Source organism: Chromobacterium haemolyticum (genome assembly GCF_009936155.1).
In the GTDB taxonomy this organism is placed as follows: Bacteria; Pseudomonadota; Gammaproteobacteria; order Burkholderiales; family Chromobacteriaceae; genus Chromobacterium; species Chromobacterium haemolyticum.
Genome location: NZ_AP019312.1, coordinates 4,957,112 through 4,969,666, shown reverse-complemented (window position 1 = coordinate 4,969,666; position 12,555 = coordinate 4,957,112). Strand labels below are relative to the sequence as shown.

At 63.4% G+C, this 12,555-nt stretch carries 13 protein-coding genes; 8 read left to right on the top strand and 5 right to left on the bottom strand.

The window, feature by feature from the left end:
* Nucleotides 1-22: 22 nt before the first annotated feature.
* Complete coding sequence (locus GYH29_RS23000) at nucleotides 23-730, top strand: pseudouridine synthase (protein WP_019100948.1); 708 nt, start codon at nucleotides 23-25, stop codon at nucleotides 728-730.
* Nucleotides 731-888: 158 nt separating this feature from the next.
* The gene (locus GYH29_RS22995; RefSeq protein ID WP_043589328.1) at nucleotides 889-1,278 is read left to right on the top strand and encodes a VOC family protein; all 390 of its coding nucleotides are present in this window, start codon (nucleotides 889-891) and stop codon (nucleotides 1,276-1,278) included.
* Between the two features lie 563 nt (nucleotides 1,279-1,841).
* On the opposite strand, the gene GYH29_RS22990 is transcribed toward GYH29_RS22995, so the two are convergent.
* Nucleotides 1,842-2,024 (bottom strand): hypothetical protein, encoded by a 183-nt coding sequence (locus tag GYH29_RS22990; protein ID WP_161524451.1) that lies wholly within the window; start codon nucleotides 2,022-2,024, stop codon nucleotides 1,842-1,844.
* Nucleotides 2,025-2,323: 299 nt separating this feature from the next.
* Nucleotides 2,324-3,142 carry a M949_RS01915 family surface polysaccharide biosynthesis protein gene (locus tag GYH29_RS22985; RefSeq protein WP_161524450.1) on the bottom strand — a complete coding sequence of 273 codons (819 nt, stop codon included), beginning with the start codon at nucleotides 3,140-3,142 and terminating at the stop codon, nucleotides 2,324-2,326.
* Nucleotides 3,143-3,488: 346 nt separating this feature from the next.
* Between GYH29_RS22985 and GYH29_RS22980 the strand changes: the two genes are divergently transcribed.
* On the top strand, nucleotides 3,489-4,493 hold the full coding sequence (locus tag GYH29_RS22980; RefSeq protein ID WP_081575427.1) for an extracellular catalytic domain type 2 short-chain-length polyhydroxyalkanoate depolymerase: 1,005 nt from the start codon (nucleotides 3,489-3,491) through the stop codon (nucleotides 4,491-4,493).
* A gap of 18 nt (nucleotides 4,494-4,511) precedes the next feature.
* Here GYH29_RS22980 and GYH29_RS22975 read toward each other — a convergent pair whose 3' ends face one another.
* A complete protein-coding gene (locus GYH29_RS22975) occupies nucleotides 4,512-5,399 on the bottom strand; it encodes a LysR family transcriptional regulator (RefSeq protein WP_161524449.1) in 888 nt (295 codons plus the stop codon).
* A gap of 118 nt (nucleotides 5,400-5,517) precedes the next feature.
* On the opposite strand from GYH29_RS22975, the gene GYH29_RS22970 reads away from it, so the two are divergent.
* Nucleotides 5,518-6,717, top strand: a complete 1,200-nt coding sequence (locus GYH29_RS22970; protein WP_232060456.1) for an MFS transporter — start codon at nucleotides 5,518-5,520, stop codon at nucleotides 6,715-6,717.
* On the opposite strand, the gene GYH29_RS22965 is transcribed toward GYH29_RS22970, so the two are convergent.
* Nucleotides 6,672-7,451, bottom strand: coding sequence for an EAL domain-containing protein (locus GYH29_RS22965; protein ID WP_019102131.1), 780 nt, complete (start codon nucleotides 7,449-7,451; stop codon nucleotides 6,672-6,674). The genes GYH29_RS22970 and GYH29_RS22965 overlap by 46 nt on opposite strands.
* A gap of 245 nt (nucleotides 7,452-7,696) precedes the next feature.
* Here GYH29_RS22965 and GYH29_RS22960 point away from each other — a divergent pair, with 245 nt between their 5' ends.
* The 4 genes from GYH29_RS22960 to GYH29_RS22950 all read left to right on the top strand — a co-directional run bounded on the left by GYH29_RS22960 (nucleotide 7,697) and on the right by GYH29_RS22950 (nucleotide 12,012).
* Entirely contained in the window at nucleotides 7,697-9,055 is a 1,359-nt protein-coding gene (locus tag GYH29_RS22960) for an MFS transporter (protein ID WP_161524448.1), read from the top strand.
* A 236-nt stretch (nucleotides 9,056-9,291) separates the two neighbouring features.
* Nucleotides 9,292-9,423, top strand: coding sequence for a hypothetical protein (locus GYH29_RS25065; protein WP_269473793.1), 132 nt, complete (start codon nucleotides 9,292-9,294; stop codon nucleotides 9,421-9,423).
* Nucleotides 9,424-9,834: 411 nt separating this feature from the next.
* A complete protein-coding gene (locus GYH29_RS22955; RefSeq protein WP_161524447.1) occupies nucleotides 9,835-10,416 on the top strand; it encodes an acyl-homoserine-lactone synthase in 582 nt (193 codons plus the stop codon).
* Nucleotides 10,417-10,467: 51 nt separating this feature from the next.
* Nucleotides 10,468-12,012, top strand: coding sequence for a class I adenylate-forming enzyme family protein (locus GYH29_RS22950; RefSeq protein ID WP_161524446.1), 1,545 nt, complete (start codon nucleotides 10,468-10,470; stop codon nucleotides 12,010-12,012).
* Here the strand turns inward: GYH29_RS22950 and GYH29_RS22945 are convergent.
* Nucleotides 12,001-12,552 (bottom strand): helix-turn-helix transcriptional regulator, encoded by a 552-nt coding sequence (locus tag GYH29_RS22945; RefSeq protein ID WP_161524445.1) that lies wholly within the window; start codon nucleotides 12,550-12,552, stop codon nucleotides 12,001-12,003. The two genes, GYH29_RS22950 and GYH29_RS22945, sit on opposite strands and share 12 nt — an antisense overlap.
* Between the last annotated feature and the right edge of the window lie 3 nt (nucleotides 12,553-12,555).

Sequence of the window (12,555 nt, the reverse complement as noted above, 5' to 3'; positions counted from 1 at the left end):
GGCGGTGTGCTACCATCCAGTGATGGAACTTTACCGACTACTGCAACAACAAGGCTTTGGCGGCCGCAAGGAATGCAAGCAGCTGATTGAGTATGGCCTGGTCGAACTCAACGGCGAGATCGTCGACAACTACCGCCAGCAGGTGGAATTGGCCGACATCCGGCAATTGGTGGTGGACGACAAACCCTGGGACGTGGTCAGCGGCCCGCTCTACCTGCTGTTTCACAAACCGCCCAATTACGAAACCTCGCACAAGCCGCAGCATAATCCCGGCATCTACCGGTTGCTGCCGTATCAGTTCGGCAATCTGGGCATCACCGCGGTGGGCCGGCTGGACGTGGACACCACCGGCCTGATCTTGCTGACCAACGACGGCCAGTTCGTGCACGCGCTCAGCTCTCCGAAGAAGCAGGTGCCCAAGTGCTACCAGGTCACGTTGAAGCACGCGGCCAGCGAGGAATTCATCGCCAAGCTGCAAACCGGGGTCTACCTGAATGATGAAGGAGAGGAGTTTGCCGCCGACAGCATCGAACAGCTGGACAGCCACGTGATCCTGCTGACCATCACTCAGGGCAAGTACCATCAGGTCAAACGCATGGTGGCGGCGGCCAGCAACCGCGTGGAACAGCTGCATCGCACCAGCTTGGGCAGCGTTGAGCTGGGTGAACTGCCGCAGGGCGAATGGCGGCATCTGAGCGCGGAGGAATTGGCCGGGCTGGGGTGGTCTTGACGTTATACCCATGCCGCATGAGAACAGGCCGCCTTCGGGCGGCCTTTGCTTTGGCCGTGGGTGGGGCTTGGAGTCGTATGGAGAGGGATGACAATCCATATGACGCGCGGTATGCCGATCTGGGTAGCTTGCCTCGCCATTGATATGAACCTCATCGATTGGAAAAAAACAGGCTCCACCACATCTCTTTCGGCGTTCACGATTTGGGTCGCTCCGGCGCTTTTTACGATGCGGCACTAGCCCCTCTGGACTACGGCCGGGTGTTTGAGCACGACACGGCGGTGGGGTACTGCAAAGCAGGCGGGGGTGACCAGTTGTCTCTTAAATGGGTGCCGGAGCTCGTGCTCCCCGGAGATGGATTTCATCTGGCTTTTGCCGCCGGCACACCCGAGCAGGTCCGTACGTTTCATGCGGCGGCCCTTCTGCACGGCGGACGCTGCAACGGCGTGCCGGGCTTACGGCCCCATTATGGGAGTCATTATTTCGCGGCCTTCGTTGTGGACCCGGATGGCTACCGCATTGAAGCCGTCATTAATCAGGCTGGTTGAAACGCGAATTGTCGGAATAAACATGGCAAACACTGTTGAGTGAGGTCAGCCAATACTTGCTTTTGTCATGGTTGAGGGAGTGGGAGGCGGGGGTGTGGATTGAGGCGCGGTGTCTCGAAAATTGGGTACTGGCCTGAGTCTTAATTGAGCCGTTCGCTCTGCGACTTGGAACCTGTTTACGATTTGCTGCGCGTCGGCGTGCCTTGGCGCAGTTTTTCTGCGAGGTTTTGTTAGCGGTTCTTAATTCAACCCCAGGATGGCGTGGTGGCGCCCCTGGGGTTTTTTGCGTTTCGGACCGGGGTGGCGTGAGGTGGATTTGCCTGGTTTTTTGGCGGGTATGGAAATTTACAAAACTATCAAAACAAAGGCATCGATTGCCATGATTGTAAATTTTAAAATGAATAACATTTATTATTTACTGCAATAAATTACGTTTCGTGCGAGTGCGTGCTGACACCGGGGGCCATAGTGAGAGTCAAGAGAATGCAGGGACACGGGCGCCGGGGAGGCTGCGATGATAGGGGAGGGGATTGCGGGTTGGCGCCCAGCGCCCCGCGCGCGGCTTAGCGTTGTGCTGGATGCTGCTGTGCCAGACGAGCCGGCAGATGGAGTGAGCTGAAGTAGCCCAGGCGGAAGGTGTCGAAACCGGCGGCGTAGGCCTGTTTGTCGCGTACAGCGGCGTTGTTGGCCAGGAGGGGATTAGCCAACACCATGATCATCATGGGCGCGTCGGCCTTGAACAGCATGTTGCAGCCTCCGCTGGCCACAAGTGTTAACGACCCCTTGGGGGCGCGCAAAGTGGGCAGATTGCTAGTCTGTGGGTTCGACGGAGGCGTCGGTATTTTGCTTAGGCGCGGCGCAGGCGCTCAAGGGCAGAGCAAGGGCAGGGCTCAGCCATAAGCGAAGGACGCCGCGCCGCGGGTGGGAAAAATCGGAGGCCATGAAAATCCTTAGGATACGCGTGTGTGATGGCTCCGATTTTATTTCAGTAAGAATTATCGATATGTATATCGAACGGTCAGCGGCATGAAAGCCTGTCTTGAACTCATTCATGTTGTTGTTTGAGCCAGCTTTCTTCCTGTTGGCGCATGAGTGCGAACCACTGTTGGCGCATGTGACGGGCAAAGACCGGCGGCGCTGCGGTGAAGTCGTTCTCGTCGGTGTAGCAGCCGGGCAAGTAGGGCGGTTCGAAGTCTTTTTCCCAACCTTTGGCTTGCAGCGCCCGTTGGCCCTGCGGGCTGCAGTCGTCGGGTAGCGGAAGGCCGGTCAAGTGGCCGCTGTCCGGGTCCAGCCAGCGCACGCCTTGGCGGTCCAGACCGCGTAGTCCGTACTTGGTTTTGCCCACGTGAAGGATCAGCTTGTAGTCATTGGGGCTGACGTCGCTGGCGCAGGCGCTGCGATAGCCGACAATGGTTTCCAAGGCGCCGTCGCGGTTGAGGTCCGGAAAGCCGATGGCGTCTAGATCGAAGGCCGCGCTGGCGTCGAACTCGCAACGCGTTACCCCGTCGCTGAGCATCCACAGCCTTCGCGGCCTGTCTTGGCCCAGCACATATTGCGCGGCGTAGAGCGTCGCGTTTTGGGTGCCGTCGGCGCCGCGGGCTTCCTGTTGCTCCGCCAGCACCAACAGGTTTTCGCCGGCGTTGTCCGTCCAGCCGTAGGCGGCGCTTAACTTGCCACGCAGTTCGACGCCGGCCGGCAAGGCGCTCAAGCGGCGCACCTGGCCGGCGGCGGTCGGTGAACTGGCCGTGTCAAGTCTCGTGGCGGGCGGCGGCGGCTCGGCTTTGCAGGCGATGAGCGCCAGCGTCAGGCCGATCAGCAGCGAGGTGCGCAGACCGGCGATGGGGGGCGCGGGAAGCGGTAGCATGCCGTTCTTCTTGTCATTGATGGAACTGGGATAGTACGGAATAGCGGCGGCGCGGGACAGCGCCGGTGGCTGTAAGAACCTGTTCAAAGTCTGCTGCGCTTCGTGAGGCCTTGTACGGTGAGTACAAGTTCAAAATGCTCATGTACCACTTGTACATTCCGCTTTTTCGCTCGTTTTCGCTTTGTCTCGCCCTAGCTCGCGAGACTTTGAACAGGCTCTTATGAGGGCTTGGGGGCTGGAAAAAGACTGACCGATTTGCCGACCAAGCATGACATTGGGGTGATTTTTGCCGGCGGGCAGCGCCATAATCCAGGCGGAGCGTGGGCTTCGCGCGAAAGGAGAGCTTATGTTGAAACTGGGCTGGTGGTGGGGAGGGGCGCTGGCGTTGACGTTGGCGCAGATGGTTGCGGCGGCGGAACCGCTGCCGGCGTATCGCGGCGACGCTCGGCAGTCGTCGGTATCCGGCCTGTCATCCGGGGCCTTCATGGCGGTGCAGTATCAGGTGGCGTTTTCCGCCTCGGTGCGCGGCGTCGGCGTGGTGGCGGGCGGGCCCTATTATTGTTCCAAGGGCACGCTGGCGGGCGCGCCGGCCTGCATGAGCGGACCGCCGCCGGTGGTGGGCGGCCTGGTATTGGCGACCCAGCAGTTCGCACTGAGCGGGCAGATCGATCCCTTGTCCAATTTGGCCAAGCGTCGCGTCTATCTGTTCAGCGGCAGTCAGGACAACACCGTGAAGACGGCGGTGGTGGACAGCGCTGAGAGCTATTTCCGCAAGCTGGGGGTGCCGGCGGCGCGCATTGAATATCTGCGCGGCCTGCCGGCCGGCCATGCCCAGATTACGCCCACTTACGGCAATGACTGCGGCGAGACCAAGTCGCCTTACGTCAACCATTGCGACTGGAAGGGCGAAGGCTACGATCAGGCCGGCGCCATCCTGAAGCAGATTTACGGCCCCTTGCAGCCGCGCGCTGCCCAATTGAGCAGCCAAGTGACGGTTTTCGACCAGAAGCCGTACGCGCCGCCAGGCAGCAGCTTGGCGGACGAGGGCTATGTCTATGTGCCGCGCGTCTGCGCCGAGGGCGAATCCTGCAAGGTGCATGTGGCGCTGCACGGTTGCCGCCAGTACGCGGGCGCGGTCGGTGACGCTTTCTACGGCCATGCCGGCTACAACGAATGGGCGGATAGCAATCGCATCATCGTGTTGTATCCGCAGACCACGGCGATGCCGCCGGGCAACCCGAACGGCTGCTGGGACTGGTTCGGCTATACCGGCGTGAATTTCGCCTGGAAGAACGGGGTGCAGATGCGGGCGATCAAGGCGATGGCGGACCGGCTGGTGTCGGCGCCCTGAGCCAGAGTCCGGCGGGGTTCAGCCGCCGGGGAAGCCGCGTTTGGCGAAGAAGTCGATGAAGGCGCGCAGCCGTGGCGGCGGATAGGGCGAACCGGGCCATAGCAGATAAAGGACGCCGCTGCGCCCAGCCCAGGCTTCCGGCAGCGCCCGCAGCTGTCCGTCCGCCAGTTGGCGGCGCACGGTGAAGTCCGGCAGGCAGGCGATGCCGGCGCCTTGCTCTGCCAGCTGGATCAGCGCGTCGCCGGTATTGGCGCAGGCATGGACCGGCAGCGCCGGCGCGTCTTCATCCTGGCCGGCCAGCGGCCACGGCGCCAGTTTGCCGCTGCGCGGATAGCGGTAATGCAGGCAGCGGTGCTTCGTCAGATCCATCGGCGACGCCGGCTCGCCGCAGCGGGCGAAGTAGGCCGGCGCGGCCACCAGCCGCATGCGGTAAGCGCCCAGCCGCCGCGCGCTCAAGCGCGAGTCTCCCGGTTCGCCGCCGCGAATCACCACATCGAAGCCTTCGCCTATCACGTCCACCAGACGGTCGCTGTAGTCCAGATCCAGTTCGATCTCCGGATAGTCTTGCATGAAGACGGCCAGCAGCGGGGCCAGCACGCCGCATTCGTGCGGCAGGCCTACCTTCAGCTGGCCGCGCGGCGCGGCCTGCTCTTGTTGCAACTCGCGCTCCGCCGTTTCCACTTCGTCCAGAATGCGCAGGCAACGTTGCAGGTATTGCTCGCCGGCCGAGGTCAAGGTCAGCCGCCGGGTGCTGCGTTGAACCAGACGCGCGCCCAAGCGCGCCTCCAGCCGCGCCAGGCCTTTGCCGGCGGCGGAGGCGGAAATGCCCAATTGCCGCCCGGCGGCCACCAGGCTGCCTTGCTGGGCGATGTGGGCAAACAACTCGATGCCGCTCATTTTCTCCATGGTTTGCCTCGAAATTACGGAATCAAGTTCCGTTATGTATGGAATTGAAGACTATTTTTCCGTGTCGCCAAGGAATCTAGCATAAGCCCTCGTTCATGTGCGATACGGGAGAAGCGGGATGACAGGCAAGAGCGGCGAGGCGGCGATGCCGGCAACGGTGTATCTGCTGGGTTTATGCATTTTCGCGATGGCGACGTCGGAGTTCATGGTGGCGGGGATGATGCCGTCGCTGGCGGCGGCCTTGGGCGTCGGCTTGCCGGCGGTGGGCAATCTGGTGTCGGCCTTCGCCGCCAGTGTCGTGCTGGGCGGGCCGGCGCTGACCTGGCTGCTGCGCGCGGCGCGGCGCAAGCACAGCCTCATTGGTCTGTTGCTCTTGTTCCTGGCTGGCCAGGTTTTGGGGGCGCAGGCCGGAGATTACCAACAGATGCTGTGGTCGCGGCTGATCTGCGGCGTGGCGCAATCGGCCTTTTTCGGCGTGGCGCTGGCCTTGGCGGCGGAGTTGGTGGGCGAACATCGGGTGGCGCGCGCCGCCGCGCTGGTGCTAAACGGCTTGATGCTGGCTTCGGTGGCCGGCTTGCCGCTGGCTGCCTGGGTAGATCAGCACTGGGGCTGGCGCTTGAGCTTTTGGCTCGTGGCGATGATGGTGGCGCTGGCCGCGGCGGGCATTGCCGCGCTGACGCCGTCCGGCTCCGCGCCGCGCGCCTTGAGCCTGGGCGAAGAAGGCCGACGGCTGGCGCGTGGCAGCTTGTGGGCGGCTTATCTGAGCAGCGGCTTGATTATAGGCGCGGTATTCGCCGCCTTCACCTACCTGGCGCCCTTGTTTACCCAGATCAGCGGCTTCGACGCCACGACGTTGCCGTGGCTGTTCGCCGGTTATGGGCTGGCGACAGTGGCGGGCAATTTATGCAGCGGCAGGTGGGCGGATCGTCATACCCGCAGGGTGCTGCGCGTTGGTTTGCTGACGCTGTTGGCTGCTTTGGTGGCGCTGGCGTTGTTGGCGCAATGGCGGGCTGCCGCGGCGGCTTGCGTACTGCTGTTGGGCCTGGCTGGTTTGCCGATGAATCCGGCGATGGTAGCGCGGGTAGTGCGCACCGGCGGCAGCGGACCTATGGTGAACAGCCTGCACATGTCGGTGGTCAACCTGGGCTTGATGTTGGGATCCTGGGGCGGCGGCGCGCTGCTGGACGCCGGCTGGAGCCTGCGCGCGCCGGTTTGGCTGGGCGCGGCTCTGGCCGCTTTGGCGTTGGCCAGCCTAGGGCTGGACCGCGCCGGTCACAGCTGGCAGGTCACCGGCAACTCGGCCGGTTTGCCCAGATAGAAGCCCTGATAGAGCTCTACGCCCAGCTCCTGCATGGCCAGATGTTGTTCCCGGCTCTCAATGCCTTCCACCGCCATGCGGCAGCCTATCTGCCAGCCCAGTTCCAGCAGCACCGGCAGCCGGTGGCGTTCGCCGGACATATAGTCCAGCAGCAGGCTGCGGTCGATCTTGATCAGGTCCGGGCACAACGATTTGACCTTGCCGTGACGCGCGGCCACCGCGCCAAAGTCGTCCACCGACAGGCCGAAGCCCGCCTCGGCGGTCAGGCGCAGGCTGTTGATCAACGGTTGGCCGTGGTGTTCCACCTCGTATTCCGGCAACTCGAAAATTACGCCGGCGCTGTCCAGCTCCAAGGAGTCCAGCAGGCCTTGCAGCAGGGGAAGGTGACTGCGGCCGTGGTTGTCCACCACCGCTGTCTGGGCCAACAGGTTTAGGCTCAGACAGCCGGACTGGCCGCTTTGCGCGAAGTTGCGGATGTGGATCAGCCGGGCCAGTTGGTCGGCTTCCAGCGCCAGTTCCGGCTGCAACCCGGACAAAAAGGCGTCGGGGGGCGGCGTCTGGCCGTCTTGCGTGCGCACGCGCAGCAGCGCTTCATAGCCGAACACGCCGCCGCTGCGGTAGAACAGAGGCTGGAAGACGCTGCTGAATTGATAGCCGCCCAGCCGCGCGCAATAGCGGCCGTCCGCGTCGCGGTACAGCTGGCGCTCGGGATGAGGGTCTTGGGGTGGAACCATGGTTTTTTAGCCGCGCGGGGTGGACTTTCAGCATAGCAAGCATTGCACGGCGATTCTCGGCGTCGGTTCAGGCGCGCGCGCCGGTGCGCGGACGTCTGGCCAGCCACAACCCGGCCAGAAGCAGCGCAGCGCCCAGCAACTGGGTCAGCGCCGTGCGCTCGACGCCGGCCAGGCGGTCCAGTTAGGATGATTGAATACATCACAGCAAGGTAGCAACACGACAACCAGCACCGAGGAGAGACAGCATGACATCCAATACCAGCGACACCCCGCCGCCCGCCGCCCTCCCCAGCGGCCTGCGCAAAGTCGTCGCGGCGGCGATGATAGGCACCATTGCCGAGTGGTATGAATTCTTTTTGTACGGCACCGCCTCCGCACTGGTGTTCGGCCCGCTGTTCTTCGCCCGAGGCAATAGTCAGATCGACGGCCTGATCGCCGCCTTTGCGCTGTATGCCGTGGGCTTTCTCGCCCGGCCGCTGGGCGGCCTGGTGTTTGGCCATCTGGGCGACAAATATGGTCGCAAGCATTTACTACAGCTCAGCCTGATCATGGTGGGTGTCACCACCTTTTTAATGGGCTGTCTGCCCGGCTTCGACAACATAGGCTATGCCGCGCCGATTCTGCTGGTGATACTGCGGCTGATACAGGGCTTTGCCTTTGGCGGCGAATGGGGCGGCGCCATCTTGCTGGTGTCCGAACACAGCCCGGCCGACCGTCGCGGCTATTGGGCCAGTTGGCCGCAAGCCGGTGTCCCCGCCGGTAACCTGATTGCTACCATCGTGTTGCTCTTGCTGTCGAGCAACTTATCCGAGGCTGACTTCCTAGCCTGGGGCTGGCGCATTGCCTTCTGGTTTTCCGCCGTGGTGGTGCTGATCGGTTATTGGGTGCGCAGCAGCGTTGACGACGCGCCGATCTTCAAACAAGCGCAAGCCAAGTTTGAGCAGCAGGCCAAACGCCAGCCCGGCCTGGTCGAAGTACTGAAATATCACTGGCGCGCCGTGCTGGTGGGCCTGGGCGCGCGGCTGGTGGAAAACATTCTGTACTACATCATCACTACCTTCTCCATCACCTATCTGAAGCTGACGCTGAATAAGGACACCAGCCAGATACTGTTGCTGATGTTCGGCGCCCACGCGCTGCATTTCTTCTTCATCCCGCTGATGGGCTATCTCTCCGACCGGCTTGGCCGCAAACCGATCTATCTGGCCGGCTCGGTGCTGGCAGGCCTGTGGGGCTTTATCGCCTTCCCGCTGATGAACACCGGCCAGGACAGCCTGATCATACTGGCCATCATCCTGGGGCTGCTGGTGCACTCAATGACCTATGCACCCTACGCGGCGCTGGTGTCCGAAATCTTCCCCACCCATGTGCGCTATACCGCGCTATCGCTGTGCTATCAAAGTGCGCCCATCGTCGCCGGCTCGCTAGCCCCGCTAATCGCTATCAGCCTGCTCAAGGAATATCAAAGCTCAACGCCAATCGCCATCTATGTGCTGATCGCTGCTGTGCTATCAACGCTGGCGATGGCTGTCGCGCGCGAAACCCGTGGGCGATCCCTGTATGAAGTCGACCAGGAAACCGCCGCAAGCCATCAAAACCACTAAACTGTCGCTGGCCACCACTGGCCAAGGCCAGGCCTGCGTCAGCGGGCTGTTGACTGCCGCCGCGGCCAGCGCCTCGGCGCAGAGCGTCGGGCAGTTCGTCCAGGTAGGTCTAGCGCGGAGGTTGGCCGGTGGCGGCGGGATGGCCGCGTCCGGCGCTCGCGCACCTCCGCTTTAGCGTTGTCAGTGCGCCTAGGCTGTGTGTCAGCTAACGCTTGCTACCGCTGGAGCGCTATCCCTTGCCCTTGCACGCGGTCTATGCGGTATTCCCCGAGCGCAAGCACGTGCCGGCCAAGGTGAGCGCCTTTCTGGAGTTCATCGATAGACGGCTGGGAGGCGAACCGCCGTCGTGGGAGCGGGCAAGTTCCTGAGGTGACTTGGCTGAGACACTGTCCCATGGGTCAGTTATCGCCGTCGCCGGCTGGGCTCCCTGATTGGGGCGTCAAGACGGCCATCCGGTGTTTTCCACCGCCGCTCCATCGTTTCCGTGCCGTAAAACCGGCGTTAAAGGCCCGCTACGCGGGCCTTTCGCCTTTCCACCATCACCGCCGGCGCTAAGCGCCACCGCGCCGTTCGTCCTTGGCCAACCTAACAGTTCTGCTAGCTTACGCCCGCCCCTGCCGCATCCCTACGATGCAAGCTAGGTCGGACAGCCCGGTTTGCTGTTCGATTCGACCCGCAAGCTAATGAAAGAAAAAATGAATATTTTATGAATCCGGGTCCGCGCCCGCGGTTTGGAGTCCGGCGCGGCCTGTCCCGCGATGTGGAAAGCGATGTGTCGAATGAATGGTTCCGCTTTGAATGTGCAGATTGTCCGGCGTGAGCTGCTGCCGGTGGCTGACCTTGAAAACATGCTGCGGCTGCGCGCCCGGTTTTTTTACGACCGCATGGGTTGGGATGTGCGGGTGGAAAACGGCATGGAGCGGGATGTCTACGATGAGCTCGATCCGCATTATCTGCTGATGAAAAGCCGCGGCGGCGGGGTGCAGGGCTGTATGCGGCTGCTGCCGACGCTGGGGCCGAATATGTTGCGCGACGTGTTTTCGTCGCTGCTGGCCGGCCGGTCGATTCCAGCCGACGCGCAGGCTTGGGAAATCTCCCGTTTCGCGCTGAACCTGGACGGCTCCTGTTGTGACCACGCGCAGCGGCTGGAGCATATCCGCGCCGCGCTACATCAACTGGCCGGTTTCGCCCGGGAACGCGAGATCCATCGCTATGTGATGGTTACCACCCCGACGGTGCGGCGCTTGTTTGCCCTGCTCGACATTCGGGCGCAGGCCCTGTCGGCGCCAACCCGCTGCGGCGTGCCGGTGTTGGACTACCGCCGCCTAGCGCAGCCGGAAGCCGAAGCGCTGGAAAGCTGAGCGCGCGCCGCCAACGGCGGCCCGCATTTTCAAATTTGCGAGGTTCAAGACATGTCTATTGACTCCAGCCCCGGTTGCGTCGACCTGATGGTGGACCGCCATGTGCGCGCCGGGCGCGGCGATTGCGTCGCCCTGATCGAACGCGGCGCGGAAGGCCGCCGCGTCCTCAGCTATCGCCAATTGCAGGCCTTGAGCCTGACGGCGGCGCGCGAGTTGGATCTCCTGCTTGCCGGCCGCCGCCCGGGGCAGCGCGTGGCGCTGGTGGGGTCGGCGACGCTGGAGACGGTGATCTACTGGCTGGCGGCCATGCGTTCGCAGCGGCTCGCCTTCATGGTGCACCCGGATCTGCCGGCCGAACACTATGAAGACCTGTGGCAAAGCTATGACCCGGACCTGATTCTGGCCGACCGCACCGCGCGCCAGCCGCGCGCCGAAGCGATGACCGACCTGGCGACGCTGGCGGCGCGCAAGAGCGCGCCGACGGCGGCGCACGCGGTCGGGGACATCGAAGCCAGTTTCGATCTGAGCCCGGCGTTGGTGCTCGCCACCTCTGGCTCCACCGGCCGGCCCAAGTTGTGCGCGCATTCTCACCGCTCGTTCTGGGAGTTCGAGCGCACCGTGACCCGGCCGATGTGGGGACTGTGCGCCGAGGACAGGGTGCTGGCCAGCACCGGGCCGTTCTTCTCCTTCGGCCTACAGGGGCTGCATGCGCCGCTCAGCGTCGGCGCCAGCGCGGTGCTGCTGCCGGAATGGGGGCGTCACGCCGATTTTCTCGACGCCATCGAAGCCGAATCCGTTACCGCCTTCCTGGCGGTGCCCACCCTGTACCACCTGCTGATGGCGCGGGCGGAGCGGGCTTACGACTTCAGCGCGCGGCGGCTGTCCTTTTCCGCCGGCGAACGCCTGCCGCCGGCGATCCGTCAGCGCTGGGAAGCCTGGACCGGTTCGCGGATGCTGGACTCCATCGGCACCACCGAAACCTTCGCGCCCTATCTGTCCGAAACCGTCGACGGCGGTGCCGGCCTGCGTCGCGTCGAAGGCTTCCGTTACCTGGAAACGCCGCATGCCGGAGACGCCGACGCGCCGTCCGAGGCCTTCACCCTGGACCTGTCCGGCGGCTGTATGATGCTGGGCTATTTGCGGCCCGGCGAAGCCGGCACCATCGAAACGGCGCCGGCCAGTTTCCCCACCCGCGATCTGTTCGTGCGCGCCAGCGAGGGCCTGAGTTTTGTCTCGCGCGACAGCGAACGCATCAAGGTGGCCGGCTACTGGGTCAGCCCGCAGGAGCTGGAAGCTTTCCTGCTGGACGACAAGCGGGTGTTGAAGGCGGCGGCGTTGCCGGTGGTCACCGCTGAAGGGCTGACCCGGCTGCGCGCTTACGTGGTGACCACGGGCAGCGGTTGCAGCGGTGCCGCATTGGTGGAGGACCTGCTGAGGCGTGTTCAGCACGAATTGTGGCCCAAGGCTTTGCGTCCAGGCCGCATTGAGCTGGTGGCCGACATCGCCACCACGCCCAGTGGCAAGCTCAGGCGTCAGGAACTGCAAGGTCTAGTTAACCCTTCTGTGGCCATTGCCGGCGTGGTACTAGCTGATTGAATCAGGGGGGATCAAGCCTTGGGCCAAGGCTCGGGCCACGGCTTGGCTGCGGTTGGATACCTTCAACTTGTTGATGATGTTGCGGATATGAAAATTTACCGTGGACTCGGAGCAGCGCAGGATGCGCGAGGTTTCCCAGGAGGTTTTACCGGCGGCGGCCCAGCGCAGGCATTCGTGCTCGCGCTGGGTCAGGTTGACCGCGGTGGCCTGGCTGGCCTCTTCGATACGGCAGACGGCCTCGTAAGCGTAGGAGCACAGCAAGTGCACTGTCGGCGTCAGCGTTTGCAGCCATTGGTCGGTGCGCGCGTCGGCGCGGGCGTCGCAGGCCACGGTCATCATCATCTGCTGGTTGCGGCCGACTCCGCGCAAAGAGGCGGCCACGCCGGCGGAAACACCGTAGGCGGGCGCTTCTTCGAACAGGTGCTGGGCGGCTTCGTCCTCAAAGCGGCCGCGGTGCCAGATCAGCGGCACCGCTGACTGCCGGCAGTGGCGTACCACCGGATCGCGCTTCATCCATTCCAGTCGCGCGTAACGTTCCATACC